Consider the following 18265-nt stretch of genomic DNA (forward strand, 5'->3'; position numbering starts at 1 on the left):
AATAATGAACGAATTTCTTTGAAAACAAAAGGCCTATCTCCGGTAGAATACCGAAAACAGGTCTTAACTAGTTAAAACTTATTTAAATGTCTAACTTTTTTGTTGCACTTCAATCATGCCCCTGGCTTTTTTATGTTCAAACTTAAGTTAAGTGATTTCAAGGAAAAGAGCTGACCCTAACTTTGTGATAATAATGGATGAATCTGGGGATTTTAGGCGATTTTCTTTGTGATATGGCTGAGCTTTGGTAAAATAAAGGAAAGGAGAGGATAGAAATTGATAATTAGGCCCTTAGAACATCAGGATTTAAAAGAGGTTCACAAGATCCGTAATCAGGAAGATACGATGGCTTATTGGTTCGAGGAGCCTTATGAATCATACGGTGAACTGGAAGAGTTATATGAAAAGCATATTCATGATACTCATGAACGACGGTTTGTAATTCAAGAGGCTGGTGAATTCGCTGGTGTCGTTGAATTAATGGATATTGATTATGTGCCGCGGACTTGTGAGATTCAGGTGATCGTTATGAGTAAGTTTCGTGGTAGAAAGTTAGCCCAAAGAGCGATGGAAAGTGCGCTAGAACATGCTTTTTACGTGTTGAATATGCATAAGGTCTTCTTGTATGTGGATACTGCTAATAAGCCAGCAATTCATGTTTATAAAAAACTAGGCTTTCAACTAGAAGGAACAATGAAAGAACAGTTTTATGCTCGTGGAACTTATCGCGATAGTCACTTTATGGGAATTATGAAGCGTGATTTTATCAAAACAAGACGCGGTCAGTCACAGGATTAATTAGTAGCAAAACAATAGAGGAGTTGATCATATGACACATGACCTGGACAATGAATTAGTTGGTTATAAATTATTGGTCGATTTTCCTGATTTTGTGCTTTATGCGGATGAACATGATAATGTCGTCCAGCGGTATAGTATGGATTTAGTTGCGAAATATGGGTGGGAAGATAAACATTACCAATTTTCGACTGAAATGATGGCTTATTTAAAGAACTACATTTATCAGTACAAACACGCTGAAACAGAAAAAAAGGGGTATATCAAAGACTATATTGAGCAACAGTTTTTACGTTGATCGTCATTCGGCCTGAAAAAAATCGGGGACAGGCCGACTGACTTTGTTTGGCTTCAGGTACATACCATTGAATAGTCTAAGCAAATAGGACTATACTGGAGGTATAGGAGGTAGTAGTTGTGACAAAAAATGATTTAATTGCAAAGTTTCAAAATTATGATATATATTTGGGTCCCAAGCACCGAATTTTGAAAAAGTATCATGAAGATCAAAAAGCAACTGACCGGACATATTCATTATCAGTCTTGGATTTTAGCAATCTGATGGGACAAATCAGACGATATAATAAAGAAACACACCAAGCTGATGATAGCGACCAATTTCAAACAAGCCAGTTACAAGAACAAATTGAAAGTCGGTTTTTGACCGAGAGTAACCGAGTTTAAACCAAATACTAATATGAGAATGATAATTTTCGCCAGCAATGATTACGTTAAAAAGCAGCTGACCACTCGCACTAGTTAAAGTGCGGTGGTCAGCTGCTTTTTTAGTTGCTTGATTTTTAACATTGGGCAGAATCCGCGAGGCGAGTTTTTCCGCTCTGTTATTAGTCGAGCTCCAAAACTCAGAAGACTCCGCCTAATAAACAAGGCTAATCAATGCCAAAAGCGCATTAGTTAGCCTTGTTCTTTAGTGCTCATCTTCTAAGCGAGTTTTTCCGCTCTGTTATTCTTTCATATACGCGTTTTTCCAGTTATACATCACACCAGCTGAGTTGACGATCAAGCCCTTCAATTTTGGACTGACCATTTCTGGTGAGTTTTGCTGGTAAAGTGGGGAAACACCCATGTCGCGACTTAAGATCTTAGAAGCCTGCAGCATGTCATCCCAGCGCTTGTCAGGATCGGCTGCGTTGGTGGTCTTGGCCGCGTTGACTAAACGATCGTATTCAGCGTTTGACCAGGAACCATCGTTGTATTCATTGCCAGTCGTGAAGAGTTCCATAAATGAAATTGGATCATTATAGTCAGCGACCCAGTTAGCGGCAACGACATCGAAGTTACCTTCACGTGAACGAGACAAACGTGTTTTTAGCGGTACGTTTGAAACATCGACACGCACCTTGTCAGAGCCTAAATGCTGCTCGATTTGGCTTTGAATGAAGGCTGTTGAATCTTTACTTTGATCGGTATCAGCACCTAAGAGGGTAAAGCGTAATTGAGTTTGGCCAATTTCAGCTAAGCCTTCATTGAATAACCGTTTTGCTTCTGCTTCATCAAAGCGGAAATCATTAGTCTTAGCGGACTGTGAGAAGTCCTTGCCGTGATTTTCGGCCAGACCATTTGGTACGATCGAATTTGGTAATTCCGTTCCTTCACCCATGATCTTCGAAGCAAGTTGCTTGCGGTTGATCGAAAGTGAGATAGCGCGACGGATCTTAGCATTCTTAAAGGCTGCTTGCTTTTGATTGAATTCAAGGTAGGTCATTTGCCCACTCTTTTCAACTTCAAAACCAGGTTTTTTGTTTAATTGCCGTGCTTGTTCTGTACTTAACTGTGAAAAATCGCTTTTTCCGGATTGATACAGGTTATAAGCAGTAGTTGGGCTCTTGTTGACCTTAAAGTTAATAGCATTCAACTTAACGTTCTTCTTGTCCCAATAGTGGTTGTTTTTCTTGAATTTCCAGCTGAGGTTAGAACCAGTCCAGCCTTTCATGACAAACGGACCATCGTAGACCATGTATTTGGATTCTGTCCCGTAACGAGAACCGTATTTGTTTACGGCACTTTCATTTTGCGGGAAGAAAACTGGGAAGCCCATTAATAACTTGAAATAAGGGACTTGTTTGTCCAGCGTGACTTTAAGTTGGTATTTACCCGTGGCTTTGATTCCTAAGGTTTGCGGCTTCTTTTTCCCGTTGATGATATCGTTGGCATTAGCGACACCATCGAAGAGGTAAGAATATGATGAACTGGTCTTAGGATCGACAGTTCGTTTCCAGGAGTAGACAAAGTCTTTGGCAGTGACAGGGTCGCCGTTACTCCATTTAGCATTTTTACGCAAATTGAACGTGTAATGTAGTTTATCCTTGCTGACCTTAGTTGATTTAGCGATTCCAGGTTCAACCTTGGAATTCTTTCCTAGGCGGTAGAGACCTTCCATTGCGTTACCTAGCATATCGAAACTTTGCGAATCAGTTGCCTTTGACGGATCCAAAGATGAAAGTTCAGTTGCTTCACTCCAATTGAGGACTTGTTGATCGTCTGACTTGCTGGACTTCGAACCGCACGCGGTCAAAGTTAAACCGAGTGCCAGTACTGTCGCAGCAAGAGATACTGTTTTTCTAGCTTTCATAGCCATCTTCCTTTTCTATAAAATCAGCCTTTAGTTAAATTATATTCTATCTGTGAAAAAATGACAAAGCATAACACTAGCTTGAGGAAGGTTAGCTAATTTTAATTAAGCAGATAAACGCCGGTCTCATGGGATTTTTACGGGAATAAAGCCTTTGATATTTTTTTATTGATGCAAACGATTACTCTGACGCTAGGCGGACATTATGTAAAATAAAACTGACTTTCCTGTTAGTTTGAGACCAACGGAAAGTCAGTTAAATTTAATTAGAATTTTTTTAGAAGCAAACTGTATTTAGTGAGAAGCCTCTTATGCTTCAGTTGGTTCAAAAACTAAGTGCTGGTTAACGAAGGCATCGAAGCCAAGTTCACTTAATTCACGACCATAGCCGGAGTTTTTGACCCCGCCAAATGGTAGTTCAGGTAAGGAAGCCCAGCCAGAATTGATAAAGGACATGCCAGTTTCAATTTGTTCGGCAACTTTTTGTGCGTGTTCACGGTTGCTGGAGAAAATTGTGTTTCCTAAGCCATAACTGGAATCGTTGGCCAGATCAATGGCTTCTTGTTCAGAGTTAACCTTGTAAACCACACCCACAGGTCCAAACATTTCTTGGTTGTAGATCGGGTTGTCCTTAGTAATGTCAGTTAAAATTGTTGGCTGGAAGAAGAAACCGTCGCCTTTTACGGGTTCATTTCCGTAGACTAAAGTTGCACCATTAGCGATGGCAGTATCAACTTGTTTTTGCAATTTTTCTTGGGCGCTCTTTGAAGAAAGTGGGGCAACAACAGTTTCTGGATCCATTGGATCACCCATTTTGGCGTTGGCGAAACCTTCTTTTAAGTTAGCCACGAATTCGTCAAATTTGTCGGCCATCACGATAAAGCGCTTGGAAGACGTGCAGACTTGTCCGGCATTGTAAAGACGTGCTCCCGGAGCAACTTCTTTTACTTTGTCAAAGTCAGCGTCGTCTAAAACGATAAAGGCATCATTTCCGCCCAATTCAAGGGTAGATTTCTTCAAAGCTTCCCCAGCTTCTTTAGCCACGGATGCACCGCCGCGTTCGGAACCAGTCAAGCAGACACCAGCGACACGTGGGTCATGGATGGCTTTTGAAACTAAGTCATAGCTGATAAAGAGGTTCGTCAAGGCTCCTTTTGGTGCACCAGCATCGATCACCAAGTCAGCAAACAATTGAGCTGAGGTTGGGCAAATTGAAGCATGCTTTAAGATCATTGGGTTACCAACGATAAAGTTTGGTGCAAAAACCCGGACAACTTGGTAAAGTGGGAAGTTCCATGGTTCAACCGCCACGATCACACCAGTTGATTGCTTAGCGTAGTAAGCACGACCGGCAGGGCTTTCCACTGGAACAGATTCCATGAATTTTTCGCCATTTTGTGCGTAGTATTCAACGATCCCGATACATAAGTCAACTTCACCAAGTGCTTCGGTTAAAAGTTTCCCCATATCGTAAGTCATTGCTTGTGCTAATTCTTCTTTTCGTTCCTTCATCAGGCCTGCGATTTGATGTAAGAGTGCAGCCCGTTCTGAAACAGGGGAGTCACGCCAAGTCTTGTAAAGTGCGTGACCAGTTGTTAAAGCTTGTTCTAGGTCCTGTTCTGTTGCGTTGCTGTATTCCTTTAAAACTTCGCCTGTGTATGGATAAGTAGTTTTATATGCCATGAATTTTTCCACTCCTTAATTTTAAACGGCTCTTTTTATAACCGCTTTCAAAAATTAATATAGCACGATAATTTTAATAAGCAACCAAAAAGCTTCACACACTTTAACGCAGAAAAAGGTCGGTTAAAAGGGTGTAAAGCTAGTGGCTGTTAGGGAAAGGTCTAGTTGTGAAAAGTATCTTTTATACTAAATCTTTACTCTTTCTTAATAAATTGGTCTAGTTGTTTATGAACTTTCCGTATCTAAGTTAAATGAGTTCATGACGATCATTAACGAGCCTTGGACGTGCATTAGGTTTTGGTTGATGTCACTGATAGTTTCGTCTTGTTGGCGGCTAAGCTTAACATTGGTATTTCTTTGAATGTGCATTAAGTGTGAGATGATCAAATCAATAAATTGATCGATAAAAGTCAGGTCATTTAAGGACGTTGAGAGATCACCTTGCTGAATTAACACCAGATTATATTCTAAGTCAACTAACGAATCGAGGTCGGTAATAATTTTATTCAGCGGTGCCTTTAGGGTATGTTGCTCAAATTTTAGGGAAGCTTCTAAGTTAGTTAATTTTTGCTGAATTTTATCCAGTTCGAGCTGCATGTTTTTGATACTCTGGAGAGTGCGGTCCATAATAATCACTCCTTTGTAATTGAAATGTTAACGTAAAACTTAATTTAAAAACTCGCAGTTTCAAATTAAGGTTGATTTTTAATTGGTTTTGAGTGCGTTTTCTACAATATAATATACCACATGGGCATACATTTGGCTATTGTGAGAAACTTTGTGGACAACTTAATTTTTTTACTATTTAAAAAGAAATGAATCTATAAATTTTGCTTAATTATTTGCCGCTTTTGACCTAAATTTAACTGAAACTAAGATTATTTTAAATTATTGGTTAGTTTGATTTGACAAATTGTTCAGGTACCTGTATTATATTCAAAGTGTTTTTAAAATAGACTATTTGACGCCTCAGTTTTTTAGCTGCAGGTGTTAATAATATTAAGCAGTAGTCAGTTAGCGCGAACTGCTGCTGATTAAATAGAAATAGTTGAGTTTTGTGAGACCTGTTGAACTAGCCGGCATACATGTGCAGGCTAAGCTGTCTCACTTTGCTCGATTATTTGGAAATGAGGATGTTTATTCAATGGATGAAATCACTGAACAGTTTATTATCTTTGCTAAATTGTTCCGTCGTTATGTTAATGAGCACCATAAAAATCACGGTAAGTATGGGAATTTGCTGCAAGGACAAGGCCGAATTTTATCAGTTCTAAATTTGCGGCCAAATATTTCGCAAAAAGACCTGACTTACTTGTTGGCAGTTCGTCCCCAGTCTTTGGGAGAATTGCTGGTCAAGCTCGAAAAAAATCATTTGGTAGAGCGGCATCCGGCTGAAACTGACCGACGGATCATGATGATCCATTTAACGGACGAGGGCAAGAAAGTTGCCAAAAAAGTGACTGCAGGGCATAATATTCAACTCTTTCAGACGTTAGCGCCAGAAGAGCAGAAACAATTTATTCATTTACTAAGCAAACTCAGTGCAACTATGCAAAAAGAGTTGCCGGAAGGAAATCGGCATGAGACCTTTTATGAAGATCCGCGCCGACATTTTGAAATGATCAAGCAGTTAGAAAATGACCCTGATAAAGAGCCAGGCGAGTTTTTAAAAATGATGGAACAGCAAGAAAAAAATAACAGTTAGTTTTTGGTTAATAACTAGAATTACAGCTGTAAAAAGGAGTATGGAGAGATGTTTAAACTTGCTAAAGGACGAATGTCAATTTGGGTAGTGATTGGCGCAGTCTTCTTTATGGTACTTCAAGTGATCGCTAACTTGAATTTGCCAAACTTAACTTCCGATATTGTTAACAATGGGGTTGTTAACGGCGATATTGATTATATCTGGCGGGTTGGTTTAAAAATGCTGGGCTTCTCATTGTTGAGCATTATTGCCGCAACCTGTAACGTCTTTTTATCGTCACGTGCTTCGATGAAGTTAGGTTCTAATTTACGTGATGATATTTATACGAAGGTTATCAACATGTCTAATGATGAATATGATCAAATTGAAACTTCATCAATGATCACCAGAACAACCAACGATGTCATCCAAATTCAAAACGTTTATATTATGATGTTACGAATGATGCTGATGGCACTTGTGATGCTGATTGGCGCCAGTTTCTTGGCTTACAACAAGAACCATCAACTCACCTCGATCTTCTTGGTTGTCCTGCCGATTTTATTAATCTTTGTCGGGATCCTGTTATATTTTGCAGTGCCGAAATTTAAAGCAATGCAGACCAAGACTGACCGGTTGAACCGGGTCTTTCGTGAAGGTTTAACGGGTGTCCGGGTGATTCGGGCTTTCCGTCAAGATCAGTTTGAACAAGATCGTTTTGAAGATGCTAACAAAGATTTCACGCAAAATGCGATTAACGTTAACATCATCATGGCTTTCTCCTTCCCTGTGATTCAAATGATCATGAGTGGAACTAACGTTGCCATTGTCTGGTTTGGTGCGAAGTTGATCGGCAGTCAAGCTATGCAAGTCGGAAATTTGATTGCCTTCATGACCTATGCGGCACAGATCTTAATGAGTTTCATGATGCTCTCGATGGTTTTCATTATGATCCCGCGGGCACAAGCTTCTGCCAAACGGATCCAGGAAGTCTTTGATTTAAGCTCAGAGTTAGCTGAAGACGATGCACCAGTCAAGAGTGACCGTGCTTTAGGCGACCATAGTTTGGAATTTGAACATGTTGATTACCGTTACGCTAACGCCGAAAAACCAGTGCTGACGAACGTTAATTTTCAGGCTAAAAGTGGTCAAACGATTGGCTTGATCGGTGGAACTGGTTCCGGTAAAACTTCATTGATCAACTTAATTCCACGCCTATATGACGTTGCAGCTGGTCAGGTGAGTTTGGATGGCAACAATTTAAAACGCTACGGTTTGCATGATTTACAAGACATGGTTTCATTTGTCCCACAAAAGGCGATCTTATTTAAGGGGACCTTACGTGATAATATGAAATTTGGTAAAAAGGATGCGACTGATGAAGAAATCTGGCACGCCTTAGACATTGCGCAAGCATCAGACTTTGTGCGGGAAAATCCGGAAGGTTTGGACCAATACGTTGAACAAAACGGGGACAACTATTCTGGTGGCCAGCGTCAGCGTTTGACCATTGCTCGGGCCTTAGTCAAACAAGCTGCCATTTATGTCTTTGATGATTCATTTTCAGCCTTGGACTTTAAGACTGATGCCGTTTTACGTCAGGCACTGAAAAATGATGAACATATGCGTCAAAGTATTATTGTGATCGTGGCCCAACGAATTGCCACGGTTGCTGATGCCGACTTGATTTTAGTCTTAGATGACGGTGAAGTTGTCGGTCAAGGGACGCACGCAGAATTGAAAGAAAGTAATCAAGTGTACCAAGAAATTATCGATTCACAAATCAGAAAGGGAGATGAAGCTTAATGGCAAGAGGACCACATGCACAAGCAGGCAGACGTAAACCAAAGAACTTTTGGAAAACGACTCGTCGCTTACTAAATTATATGTCTAACCGAATCTTTGGGTTAGTTGTTGTCTTGATCCTTGCGATCGTTAGTGTCATTTTCCAAATTAGGACCCCCAAGGTTTTAGGTGAAGCAACGACTGAAATTTTTAAGGGTGTTATGAAGGGCACGTCTCAACAAAAGGCTGGGTTTAATCTGCTCGGTTTGCCGATCAACTATGACAAGATCTTGCACATTATTATTGTCGTCATTTTGATGTATTTGGCAGCGGCAGTGTTCGCCTTTTTCCAACAGTTGATCATGACTTACATTTCACAAAACACAGTTTATAAAATGCGGGGTGATTTGAAAGACAAAATGCAGAAACTGCCGATCAATTACTATGATACACATAGTAATGGTGACATTATGAGTCGGGCAGTTAATGATATGGATAACGTTGCTGGGATCTTGCAACAAAACTTGACCCAAGCAGTTACCAGTGTCGTTCAATTTGTCGGGACACTGTGGATGATGTTTTCAATTAGTTGGAAGCTGACCTTGATCGCCTTACTGACGATTCCAGTTAGTATGATAGTTGTTGGGGTCGTCGCTCCTAAATCACAAAAGTATTTTGCAGCCCAACAAAAGAGTTTAGGTTTGATCAACGACCAGGTTGAAGAAAACTTTGCTGGTCAACAAGTCTTAAAGACCTTTAATAAACAAGCAGATACGATCAAAGCTTTCAAACGGGAAAATGAAAATTACTTCAAATCTTCCTGGAAAGCACAGTTTGTTGCTGGGATCGTGATGCCATTGATGATTTTCTTGAATAACATTGGCTACGTCTTTGTTGCCATTGTTGGTGGAATCCAAGTCGCAAATGGTGCCGTAACTTTAGGTAATATTCAGGCCTTCTTACAGTACATGAACCAGTTCTCTCAGCCAATTTCACAAATGGCCAACTTGATGAACACGATTCAAGTTACAATTGCTTCAGCAGAACGAATCTTTGAAGTGATGGATGAAGAAGAAATGAAAGCGACAAAAGCAGACCGTGAAGTTGAGTCTACAGATAACTTGATCGAATTGGAACATGTTCAGTTTGGTTATGAAGGCAAAGACTTATTGTTAACGGACTACAATTTGGAAGTTAAACCGGGTCAGCAGGTCGCAATTGTTGGACCAACTGGTGCTGGTAAGACCACGATTATTAACTTGCTGGAACGCTTCTACGATATTAAGGGCGGCAGCATTCGCTTGAATGGAGTAGATACTCGTGATATTGACAGAGAAGATTTGCGCCGGCATTTTGCGATGGTCTTGCAAGATACTTGGCTGTTTTCAGGTTCGATTTATGACAATATTAAATACGGTCGAGAAGACGCTACAGAAGAAGAAATTATGGCGGCAGCCAAAGCGGCCCACGTCGATAATTTTGTTCGGCGTTTGCCAGACGGCTATGATACTGTCTTGAATGAATCAGGCTCGAACGTTTCTCAAGGACAACGTCAGCTGATCACAATTGCACGGGCATTCTTAGCTAACCCTGAGATCTTGATTTTGGACGAAGCAACAAGTTCGGTTGATACGAGAACTGAAACTCATATTCAACATGCGATGGAACGTTTGTTAAAAGGGCGGACAAGTTTCGTGGTCGCTCACCGACTGTCAACGATTCAAAATGCTGACAATATCATCGTGATGAATCATGGTTCTGTGGTTGAAACTGGGACCCATGACCAATTATTGGCCTTGGATGGTTTCTACGCCGACCTGTATAACAGTCAGTTTACTAGTGGTTTGTCATTTTAGTTAGGAGGCAATGTTTTATGAAAAAATTTAGTGAGTTAGCTTTAGTACTCGCGTCAGCTGCATTGCTTTTGACTGGATGCGGCCGCACGAAATTAACTGTGTCTGACCATCATTTGAAAGCAGACGGCTTAGCCGTAGTGATCAAGGGTGAAACTAATCAGAAAAAGGTTTCTTATCAAATCGATGACGCAGCTAAAAAGACAGTTAAAGCGCAGAATTCAGCCTATACGGTGATGGTTCCTGTGCAAACTAGCAAGCAAACTGTCCATTTGTCAGCGGGGGCTAAAAAGCAAACCGTGACAGTGGATGCAGTGAAGTCATTAGGAAGTTACGCTAAAATCAAACAAGCCTTTGACCAAGGATTGGTGTTGACGAAGCTTTCTGCCAAAGACCAACAAGCTTTAATGGGCTTGCAAAAACAAGGTCAGCAACTGAAGGCGGACCAGCAAAAAATTGCTGCCAAGGTCGCTGCTGATCAAAAAACGATTGCACAAAAGCAGGATCCTGCAGCGGTTGCAGACCTGCAAAAACAGGCTCAAGCCGGGGCTAAATTAAAGGCTGCAGCACAAAAACTACAACAACAGCAAGCTGTACTCCAACCTAAATTAGTGCAGGCACAACAAGCAGTTAAGGACCAGCAATTGCCAGCCACTGCTAAAGATGGGATCCACAATTTGCAAAAGAACAAGGAATTCTTGTTACGCGCTAACGTGGATGACCAAAAAGTTAATGCGCTAGCTGTTGCGGTCCCTGTTAAGGTCATGAAAAATCAGGCCAAGGCGAAGGATTTCGTCTTGAAGTTCTCGACCTTAGCTGCCGCTGTGGGTGCTGATCCAAAGGATGTCTTAAAGCAATTTAAGAAGAATATGAATGCAGATAAGTCTTCACAGACAACGATCAAGTCGATTCATTCCAATGGTGTTACTTTTAGTATTGGACTGTCAGCTGATCAGTTGTACATTTATTTATTGAAATAAAACACCAGAGCCGCTCCGAGAAATATCGGGGCGGCTCTTTTTGGATGCTGTTGCGGATAGCTCCCCTAAGTTAGGCAAAACAGGGTTAGCAATCGGGATAGCTCCCCTAAGTTTGACAAAACAGGGTTAGCAATCAGGATAGCCGGCTAAATTTGCAAAATAAAAAGAGCTGCCCCGCAGGACAACTCCAAGTTAATAATCTTAATTTTTTCTTAGCGTACTGAATTTTAGGGTTAAGCAGCAAGCAACAACGATACAAGCTGCAGCAATTAAGTAGGTGTAGCTTGTAGCTTGCAAGGCACCATTTTCCGTTGCATAGTGCATCGAATGGTGAACAGCCAAGGCAGCAACCTTACTTTTTTGAATCAAGCTCATGATACCAATCAAAACGGCTGTCCCAAATGAACCTGCGACCTGCCGGATCGTGGTATACATGGCGGAACCATCAGGAATGATCTTTGGCGGCAAACAGTTGAGTGCTTCAGTTTGAATTGGCATGATTATTAGTGACAGTCCTAGTTGCCGAACTGCCTGTGAGCCAGCGACCCAAGCAAAGGTCGAAGTCATTGAGACCCGGCTCAACATGATCGTCCCAAGGAATAAGATCATTGTACCTATTAATGACATATACTTTGCACCATAACGGTCATAGAGGTTCCCACTGATCGGCGACATGATCCCAGTGACAAGAGCACCTGGTAATAAGGCTAAGCCAGAGATCATGGCACTATAACCACGAATGTTTTGCATGTACAAAGGTAGTAACAACATTCCGCCGTATTGAGCCATCATTAAAAAGATGTTGATGATTACTGCCACGTTAAAGTTATGATATTTAAAGACGTTAAAGTTGAGCAGTTTAACTTTGGAATGAATTTGTTGGTAGACAAAGACGGCAACTACGGCGACCCCGATAATGACGTAACCTAAAACATTGAGGGAAGCAACGCCGTAGTCCCCGGCATTACTGAAGCCCAGTAAAAGTGAGCCTAACCCGACGCTAGAGAGAACAACGCCACCCCAGTTCAACGGTAATTTTTGTGCTTCTGTCAAATTGCGGAGAACTTTCGCCGCAAAGATAATATCAATAATGATCAGTGGTGCCACTAGGAAAAAGAGGTAGCGCCAGCTTAAGTTTTGGACTAAGTAACCGGATAAGGTCGGCCCCATTGCCGGAGCGAAGTTTAGCGCTAAGCCAACCCAGCCCATAGCACGCCCACGTTCATTCATGGAATACATATTCATAATGGAAACGTTCATCAGTGGTGCGATGATCCCCGCTCCAGCAGCTTGGACCATCCGGCCTACAATTAAAATTGAGTAGGTTGGTGCGATTCCGCCAATCACCGTTCCGACTGCGAAAATTGACATCGCTGTTAAGTATAATTGCCGGGTCGAGAAACGTTGAATGAGATAAGCAGTCAGCGGCACCATGATCCCGTTCACCAACATGTACCCATTGGACAACCACTGGCCCTGAGCTGCGGTGATCGAGAAAGTTTGCATGATCTTAGGTAATGCGACGTTCATCAAGGTTTGGTTTAGAAAGCCTAAGAAGGTCCCAATCACCAAGACTGGCATCATTTTTTTATTGTTTGCGCGTTGTTCTTCAAGATTTAGTGTGTTACTTGCCATTCTGTGTGATCTCCTCTAGTTTAGTAGTTAATTCTGTTAAGTTTTCAATGATTTCAGTCGCTTTTCCGGCTGGCAGGTCGGCTAACGGAGCCAAAACGCCCCAATACTCCTGCTGGACACGCTCATAGGTTTCTTGTCCCTTGGCGGTTAACGTAATGACTACTTGTCGTTGGTTGTTTGCTAAACGATTTTTAGTGATTAGTCCGGCTGCTGCCATTCGTTCCACAATGCCGGAAGTTGTGCTGTTGCCAACATGGATCAGTTTGGCTAACTGACCGAGTGAACAGTTGTCAGTTCGGCTTAAAACACCGAGAACCAGGCACCATGATTCTGTGAGCCCGTGTTTAGTTGCTTGCGCGTAAAATAGTTTTCTAGTTTGTTGTCGTGTTGCCCGCAGTAAGTAAACGATATGGCGGACATTTTCATCAATTTCCATGGTGCACCTCGTTATTAAATGATTAGTTGAATCCAATTTATTCCTGTAAGAACATTTCGTATAAGAAATGTCAGCAATGAATATCTTACGCTTCTTTTCATATGTTTTCAATGAACTTTGCTGATTTTTCTGAAAAAAGTGTTTTAGCTAAAAATCATATTCTTTAAAATAATTGTAAGCGTTATAGATTACATTTTTTAAATTCTTAGTGTATAATCAAAGTAGTGTTAAAAATTATGGAGGTGCTTTAGAATGAACAAGTTCTTATTAGGTGTTAGTTTGACAGCTAACGTAGTTCTGGGTTACTTATTATTAAAAGACGAAGATACAGTTGAAGAATTAAGAGAACGCTTAGAACATGCCGGCGACGAAGTTGTAGGTAAAGTACAACAAGCTGTCGAAGATGTTGAAGAAGCAGTCAAAGACTAATCTGAGTGCTAATGAATCAGTCTCGAAAGTAGATGCTCTCGAGGCTTTTTTTTTTGGAAAAGTATGGGAGTTTGGAAAAATGGGAGAAGTTTTAAAGCGGATCAGTCATGACAAAATGTTCTTGATCTCGGCTGGAGTAGCGGCATTAAGCTTGTTTTTGAGCCGGCCTCGGGTGACAGATATTGATTGGAAGACGATTTTTTCGCTGACGGCATTGCTAGTGTTGGTGGCCGTTTATGAACACCTGGAAGTTTTGAGCTATGGCGCTGCGTGGCTGGTTAAGTTGGCACGGACGAAGCGGCTGCTGGTGCAAATTTTGGTCGTGGCTGCGTTTGTCGCCGCGATGTTTTTGACTAATGATGCCGCGATCATTGCGCTGACACCGATTTTGATGTTGGTCGCAGCTAAGGTCCAATTGCCGGTCGTCTTGCCAGTGGTGTTGGTCAACGTTGCCGCGAATTTGGGGAGCATGGTCATGCCGTTTGGCAATCCGCAAAATTTGTATCTTTTGAATCATTTTAACTTACGGTTGGCAGATTTTTGGCAAATGGCCTGGCCAATCGCGACGGCAAGTTTAGGATTGTTGTGGCTCTTTTCTTTACGGATCTCCCGGGATCAGATTGGCGATGTTAAACTACCAGAACTCAAGCTGCAATGGAGCAAGCTCGTCTTTGCACTGTGCGGCACTGTGCTGATTTTGGCTGGAATCTTTGCGCTCATACCTTTATGGCTGATGTTAGCGGTGGCGATTTTGTTGCTGCTAGTGATTGATCCGCAATTATTTAAACGCTTGGATTACGGCTTGTTGTTGACTTTTATGATGTTTTTTATTGCTGTGGGTGATGTTGGTCGGGCGCCGCTAGTTCATCACTTCATGCACGCTTTAGGTGCGACACCCTTTGGCACTTATTTGAGCGGCTTATTGTCGAGCCAAGTGATCAGTAACGTGCCAGCGGTTATCTTGCTAGCACCATATACGACACATGTCTACCCGTTGTTTTTGGGAGTCAATCTTGGCGGTTTAGGGACGTTAATTGCGTCCTTGGCCAATCTATTGGCCTATAAACAATATTATGCGTGGGCTAAGGAACCAAGTAACAGCTACTTTAAAGTCTTTTTACAGGTGAATCTCTGCTGCTTACTAGTTTTAGGACTATTGGGTGCATTTTTGATTGCTTTTCAGTCATGAAAACGGCTACAATTAATCACAGAGTGGAACAAAGCGGTTAGCTCCCGAGCATTACCGTGACCTGGCCTTTAATGCGTTTTGGGCATTGAAGGTTAGGTTGAGATAAGCGGAAGGAGTTGCTTTGAGCAGCTCAACTAAAATCACAGAGCGGAACAAAGCGGTTAGCTCCCGAGCATTACCGTGACCTGGCCTTTAATGCGTTTTGGGCATTGAAGGTTAGGTTGAGATAAGCGGAAGGAGTTGCTTTGAGCAGCTCGACTTAAATTGAGGGGGTACTTATGATGAAAAATGATCCACGTTGGAAAACTGCGTTATATACCACTGAAACTTATAATGAGGAAGGATTAGAGGGTCATGCGTTTGTTCCGGAAGGTTTGAATTTACAAACCAGCAGCCCAATGAATGACCACCCAGGCACAAACCCTGAACAGCTGTTAGGAATGTCATTATCTACCTGTTTAGTCGCTACAATGCAGGCGGTTGAACATGAACATCAGTTGGAACACCACGCTAAGGTTCGGACTAAGATCGCTTATATTGGGGAACGGGCCCACTATGAATTCCTGGTTCACGCACAGATCTGTGTTCCCGGCGTTGATTTAACGACGGCTGCCAAATTAGTGGCAGAAGTAGAAAAAAGATGTTGTGTTTCTCAACTACTCAGCGGGAGCCCTAACTATAGTATTGAAGCAGTAGAGCCCTGGTACTAACTATTAACCAAACAAATCAAATCAGCCAGCTGGATTGTCTGCTCACTAAGATAATACAGCTGGTTTTTTGTTGACATTAGTTGTTTGACAGCCGGCTTTTATCTCGGAATTTTCCATTTTTTTGCGAAAAAAGTAAAAAAAGTAAGAATTAAAAATTGTGGACCAAATAAATCGGTTGGTTAAGTTGGGTATAATACAAGCATAGTTATTCGCGCAACTTAGAACATAGTTTTTACATATTAAAAAGTTGGCGCACAGGGTTTTAGGGATTTTTAGGGAAGAAAGAGGAGCTGCACTTCAAATTGAAGTGTGCTCCTCTTATTTTTGTGCTTTTTTTAGATGAAGTGCGTTGATGACAGACCGGAGATGAACCCAATCTTGGGCAGTTGGCGGACAACTCCATGTAATTTGTTGGGCTTTAATACCAGAGCTATATTTGTCAGAAATAAAAAGATCCGTCCGCTTGTCTATTTTAGCGTCAACAACGATATTGACCGCAATTAACTTTTCGAGTTGGATCTTGATAAATTGGTTATAGATCCGCCCGGGAGTAAAGTCCGCGACAATATGGACCTGGTCATTTAACAGTGTTGCTGGAAATTCGTTTAAAATCAACAAAAGATATTGGTAAAAAAGCTGGGCAGCTGATGATGCAGACAGCTCAGGTTGGTTAATTTTTTGCCGCAGATCAATAAACTGGTGAGCAATCCGACTGATCATGGGGTGAGACTGGGTCATCTGCTTGATTACTTTTTTAGGAACATAAGTATTAATGAAAAAGAACGGTGACAGACTTTGAGCGTTTAACTGGGTCAGTTCCTGCCAGAAAATGGGAAAATCTGTGCGACTGTCGGTAATTCCCAGCGTTTCTTCCAGTGAGTCAGTTTGCTGGTGACAGAGTTGATAGACAGTTGCGTGGTTCTTTAATAATGGCAACGGCGCTAGCGGCGACAGAGAAAAAATCGTTAGATAGGCATTAAAAAAGAGTACCTCGTGGTAGGCTTGGCTGTCACTGAGACCAAAGTTCTTTTTTAAATAATCTTTAGTTCGGTCAAATTTTTGACTGTCCGGCTTGTTTAACAGGTCATCATCAGCAGTTAAAAAAGTTCGTTTATTCCGAATGCGTAACAACTGGACTGCAATCAAGTTGATCAATTCTTTTTTTTCGGCATAGGTTGGTTCAAGCTGCCAGTTAAAAATCAAAAAGTTAATTGAATTATGCAGAAATTTACTGAGCTTTTGAAAAATCAGTGGACTGCTGCCAAAAAAGAAAACAATAATGTGTTGTAAAAGTACTCGTTTTTCAATCTCACTTTCCATCTTTTGGTCTGGCAGGGCACGGCGTAAATCAGAAAACATTTTATGCTTGGCACGGTAGTAAGTGGATTGGCTGATTCCGTTGGTTTTGAGAAAGTTAGCCCGGGAACCGCCAATACCAAGACCATCGTTCAATAAGATCTTGAGATTTTGTGATTCCTTCGCTAATAAGACGGTTAAAAATTCCAGCGTTTGTGTAGTGACTTTTCCCACTGTCAGTCCAGATTCTGGTTCGTAAGTAAAATGCAAAGACTTGCTTTTAGCACTTAGAGCCGCTAATTGTTCGCAGGCTGCTTTTGCCTGGTAGGAACTGATTGCTAAGTCTTGTTTTAATTCAGCTACAGAAAGTTGTTCACGTTGCTCATGGGCGCATTTTTGGATGATCCGTAACAATAATTGTTGGTTTTCATCCAATAAACAATCGAAGCCCTGTGCCATGGATCATTCAGCTCCTTCCTATGACAAATGGTAAAATTCAGCCGTTGAAATCTAAGTTTTGGTGGTTTAGTTTTGGAAAAACGATCCGGTCACAGAGACCAACAAAGTATCCCTGGAATAGAAATGAAAAGACCGTTCCAATATTGATGGCCCAAATACTGTGTGTCGCAACCACACAGATCACGATCAAGACGATCGGCACTAAAAATGAACCGGTCTGAGCTATCGCAGCGTTGCCGTGGAAAAATTTAAAGCGGATAATTTGCATAAAATCATCATTTGGATGTAAAAAGAGGTTAACTCGCTGGTAAATCGAAACTCCTGCAGCTATCATTAAAATCCCGCCAATATCTAAGAGAACTTTGGCGAGAACAGGTAAAGCTGGTAGGCCGGTTTTGGCAAACAGTTCGGCGATTTTGCCCACCAAATAACTAAAAGGCAACATGAAAACAAAGTTGCCGAGAATGCGGCGCCAGTCAAATTTGCCGAGAAAAAGTGCATTGGTTAAGACGACCGCAACGCCTTCCCAAAATAAGACGCCGGTCAAGCTGAAACCTAAGAAATGTGAAATGTTAACCGAAGAGGCGGTCCATAAGGCACTCCCCATATTGAGGGCGACGGTTAAAGCATTTCCGCAAGAATTAATTAAGATAGAAATAGTAATTAAAATAATATCACCATAGATAGTGACTGAGCCGTTTTTTCGATACATCAATATTTTAGACTCCTTAATTA

Annotated in this window: 18 protein-coding genes; 11 read left to right on the forward strand and 7 right to left on the reverse strand. The window is 41.5% G+C overall.

The genetic code is table 11. The features are described from left to right. From LPAF129_RS11310 to LPAF129_RS08190, 4 genes are all read left to right on the forward strand, one after another. Positions 1 to 75: IS3 family transposase (locus tag LPAF129_RS11310; RefSeq protein WP_373875042.1), on the forward strand; the 75-nt coding region annotated here is incomplete at its 5' end. Between the two features lie 201 nt (positions 76 to 276). Continuing rightward, positions 277 to 798 (forward strand): GNAT family N-acetyltransferase, encoded by a 522-nt coding sequence (locus LPAF129_RS08180; protein WP_244055930.1) that lies wholly within the window; start codon positions 277 to 279, stop codon positions 796 to 798. A 31-nt stretch (positions 799 to 829) separates the two neighbouring features. Beyond that, complete coding sequence (locus tag LPAF129_RS08185; RefSeq protein ID WP_244055931.1) at positions 830 to 1096, forward strand: hypothetical protein; 267 nt, start codon at positions 830 to 832, stop codon at positions 1094 to 1096. A gap of 119 nt (positions 1097 to 1215) precedes the next feature. Beyond that, positions 1216 to 1482 (forward strand): hypothetical protein, encoded by a 267-nt coding sequence (locus tag LPAF129_RS08190; protein ID WP_244055933.1) that lies wholly within the window; start codon positions 1216 to 1218, stop codon positions 1480 to 1482. A gap of 280 nt (positions 1483 to 1762) precedes the next feature. Here the strand turns inward: LPAF129_RS08190 and LPAF129_RS08195 are convergent, their stop codons facing one another. The 3 genes from LPAF129_RS08195 to LPAF129_RS08205 form a co-directional block, all read right to left on the reverse strand. Next, on the reverse strand, positions 1763 to 3391 hold the full coding sequence (locus LPAF129_RS08195) for a peptide ABC transporter substrate-binding protein (protein WP_244055935.1): 1629 nt from the start codon (positions 3389 to 3391) through the stop codon (positions 1763 to 1765). Positions 3392 to 3700: 309 nt separating this feature from the next. Next, complete coding sequence (locus tag LPAF129_RS08200) at positions 3701 to 5074, reverse strand: NAD-dependent succinate-semialdehyde dehydrogenase (protein WP_244055936.1); 1374 nt, start codon at positions 5072 to 5074, stop codon at positions 3701 to 3703. 225 nt (positions 5075 to 5299) lie between these two features. Further along, a complete protein-coding gene (locus LPAF129_RS08205) occupies positions 5300 to 5701 on the reverse strand; it encodes a hypothetical protein (protein WP_244055938.1) in 402 nt (133 codons plus the stop codon). A gap of 517 nt (positions 5702 to 6218) precedes the next feature. Here LPAF129_RS08205 and LPAF129_RS08210 point away from each other — a divergent pair. Genes LPAF129_RS08210 through LPAF129_RS08225 form a run of 4 tightly spaced genes read left to right on the forward strand, consistent with a single transcriptional unit; the run spans position 6219 to position 11376 of the window. Then, complete coding sequence (locus LPAF129_RS08210) at positions 6219 to 6779, forward strand: MarR family winged helix-turn-helix transcriptional regulator (RefSeq protein WP_244055956.1); 561 nt, start codon at positions 6219 to 6221, stop codon at positions 6777 to 6779. 48 nt (positions 6780 to 6827) lie between these two features. Then, positions 6828 to 8564, forward strand: coding sequence for an ABC transporter ATP-binding protein (locus LPAF129_RS08215; RefSeq protein WP_244055958.1), 1737 nt, complete (start codon positions 6828 to 6830; stop codon positions 8562 to 8564). Continuing rightward, complete coding sequence (locus LPAF129_RS08220) at positions 8564 to 10399, forward strand: ABC transporter ATP-binding protein (protein ID WP_244055960.1); 1836 nt, start codon at positions 8564 to 8566, stop codon at positions 10397 to 10399. The genes LPAF129_RS08215 and LPAF129_RS08220 overlap by 1 nt, the downstream gene beginning before the upstream one ends. Before the next feature lie 17 nt (positions 10400 to 10416). After that, positions 10417 to 11376 carry a hypothetical protein gene (locus tag LPAF129_RS08225; RefSeq protein ID WP_244055962.1) on the forward strand — a complete coding sequence of 320 codons (960 nt, stop codon included), beginning with the start codon at positions 10417 to 10419 and terminating at the stop codon, positions 11374 to 11376. 201 nt (positions 11377 to 11577) lie between these two features. On the opposite strand, the gene LPAF129_RS08230 is transcribed toward LPAF129_RS08225, so the two are convergent. Continuing rightward, the gene (locus LPAF129_RS08230; RefSeq protein ID WP_244055964.1) at positions 11578 to 13011 is read right to left on the reverse strand and encodes an MDR family MFS transporter; all 1434 of its coding nucleotides are present in this window, start codon (positions 13009 to 13011) and stop codon (positions 11578 to 11580) included. Beyond that, the gene (locus LPAF129_RS08235; protein WP_244055978.1) at positions 13001 to 13447 is read right to left on the reverse strand and encodes a MarR family winged helix-turn-helix transcriptional regulator; all 447 of its coding nucleotides are present in this window, start codon (positions 13445 to 13447) and stop codon (positions 13001 to 13003) included. The genes LPAF129_RS08230 and LPAF129_RS08235 overlap by 11 nt, the downstream gene beginning before the upstream one ends. Before the next feature lie 252 nt (positions 13448 to 13699). Here LPAF129_RS08235 and LPAF129_RS08240 point away from each other — a divergent pair, with 252 nt between their 5' ends. The 3 genes from LPAF129_RS08240 to LPAF129_RS08250 all read left to right on the forward strand — a co-directional run bounded on the left by LPAF129_RS08240 (position 13700) and on the right by LPAF129_RS08250 (position 15775). Then, on the forward strand, positions 13700 to 13876 hold the full coding sequence (locus LPAF129_RS08240) for a hypothetical protein (RefSeq protein WP_244055981.1): 177 nt from the start codon (positions 13700 to 13702) through the stop codon (positions 13874 to 13876). A 79-nt stretch (positions 13877 to 13955) separates the two neighbouring features. Further along, positions 13956 to 15065 carry an SLC13 family permease gene (locus tag LPAF129_RS08245; RefSeq protein WP_244055985.1) on the forward strand — a complete coding sequence of 370 codons (1110 nt, stop codon included), beginning with the start codon at positions 13956 to 13958 and terminating at the stop codon, positions 15063 to 15065. 281 nt (positions 15066 to 15346) lie between these two features. Beyond that, positions 15347 to 15775: an OsmC family protein gene (locus tag LPAF129_RS08250; protein WP_244055988.1), complete on the forward strand. Its 429-nt coding sequence runs from the start codon at positions 15347 to 15349 to the stop codon at positions 15773 to 15775. 318 nt (positions 15776 to 16093) lie between these two features. On the opposite strand, the gene LPAF129_RS08255 is transcribed toward LPAF129_RS08250, so the two are convergent. Together LPAF129_RS08255 and LPAF129_RS08260 are read right to left on the reverse strand one after the other, a co-directional pair. Then, positions 16094 to 17530: a hypothetical protein gene (locus tag LPAF129_RS08255; RefSeq protein ID WP_244055990.1), complete on the reverse strand. Its 1437-nt coding sequence runs from the start codon at positions 17528 to 17530 to the stop codon at positions 16094 to 16096. Positions 17531 to 17567: 37 nt separating this feature from the next. Then, positions 17568 to 18242: a DUF6198 family protein gene (locus LPAF129_RS08260; RefSeq protein ID WP_244056127.1), complete on the reverse strand. Its 675-nt coding sequence runs from the start codon at positions 18240 to 18242 to the stop codon at positions 17568 to 17570. Positions 18243 to 18265: the final 23 nt, after the last annotated feature.

Origin of the sequence: Ligilactobacillus pabuli, assembly GCF_022836475.1 — a bacterium.
Classification (GTDB): Bacteria; Bacillota; Bacilli; order Lactobacillales; family Lactobacillaceae; genus Ligilactobacillus; species Ligilactobacillus pabuli.

Bases quoted from the DNA above. Each gene is read 5' to 3' on its own strand.
- LPAF129_RS08185 (WP_244055931.1), top strand. From the start codon at position 830: ATGACACATGACCTGGACAATGAATTAGTTGGTTATAAATTATTGGTC.
- LPAF129_RS08195 (WP_244055935.1), bottom strand. From the start codon at position 3,391: ATGAAAGCTAGAAAAACAGTATCTCTTGCTGCGACAGTACTGGCACTC.
- LPAF129_RS08200 (WP_244055936.1), bottom strand. From the start codon at position 5,074: ATGGCATATAAAACTACTTATCCATACACAGGCGAAGTTTTAAAGGAA.
- LPAF129_RS08205 (WP_244055938.1), bottom strand. From the start codon at position 5,701: ATGGACCGCACTCTCCAGAGTATCAAAAACATGCAGCTCGAACTGGAT.
- LPAF129_RS08210 (WP_244055956.1), top strand. From the start codon at position 6,219: ATGGATGAAATCACTGAACAGTTTATTATCTTTGCTAAATTGTTCCGT.
- LPAF129_RS08215 (WP_244055958.1), top strand. From the start codon at position 6,828: ATGTTTAAACTTGCTAAAGGACGAATGTCAATTTGGGTAGTGATTGGC.
- LPAF129_RS08220 (WP_244055960.1), top strand. From the start codon at position 8,564: ATGGCAAGAGGACCACATGCACAAGCAGGCAGACGTAAACCAAAGAAC.
- LPAF129_RS08225 (WP_244055962.1), top strand. From the start codon at position 10,417: ATGAAAAAATTTAGTGAGTTAGCTTTAGTACTCGCGTCAGCTGCATTG.
- LPAF129_RS08230 (WP_244055964.1), bottom strand. From the start codon at position 13,011: ATGGCAAGTAACACACTAAATCTTGAAGAACAACGCGCAAACAATAAA.
- LPAF129_RS08235 (WP_244055978.1), bottom strand. From the start codon at position 13,447: ATGGAAATTGATGAAAATGTCCGCCATATCGTTTACTTACTGCGGGCA.
- LPAF129_RS08240 (WP_244055981.1), top strand. From the start codon at position 13,700: ATGAACAAGTTCTTATTAGGTGTTAGTTTGACAGCTAACGTAGTTCTG.
- LPAF129_RS08245 (WP_244055985.1), top strand. From the start codon at position 13,956: ATGGGAGAAGTTTTAAAGCGGATCAGTCATGACAAAATGTTCTTGATC.
- LPAF129_RS08250 (WP_244055988.1), top strand. From the start codon at position 15,347: ATGAAAAATGATCCACGTTGGAAAACTGCGTTATATACCACTGAAACT.
- LPAF129_RS08255 (WP_244055990.1), bottom strand. From the start codon at position 17,530: ATGGCACAGGGCTTCGATTGTTTATTGGATGAAAACCAACAATTATTG.
- LPAF129_RS08260 (WP_244056127.1), bottom strand. From the start codon at position 18,242: ATGTATCGAAAAAACGGCTCAGTCACTATCTATGGTGATATTATTTTA.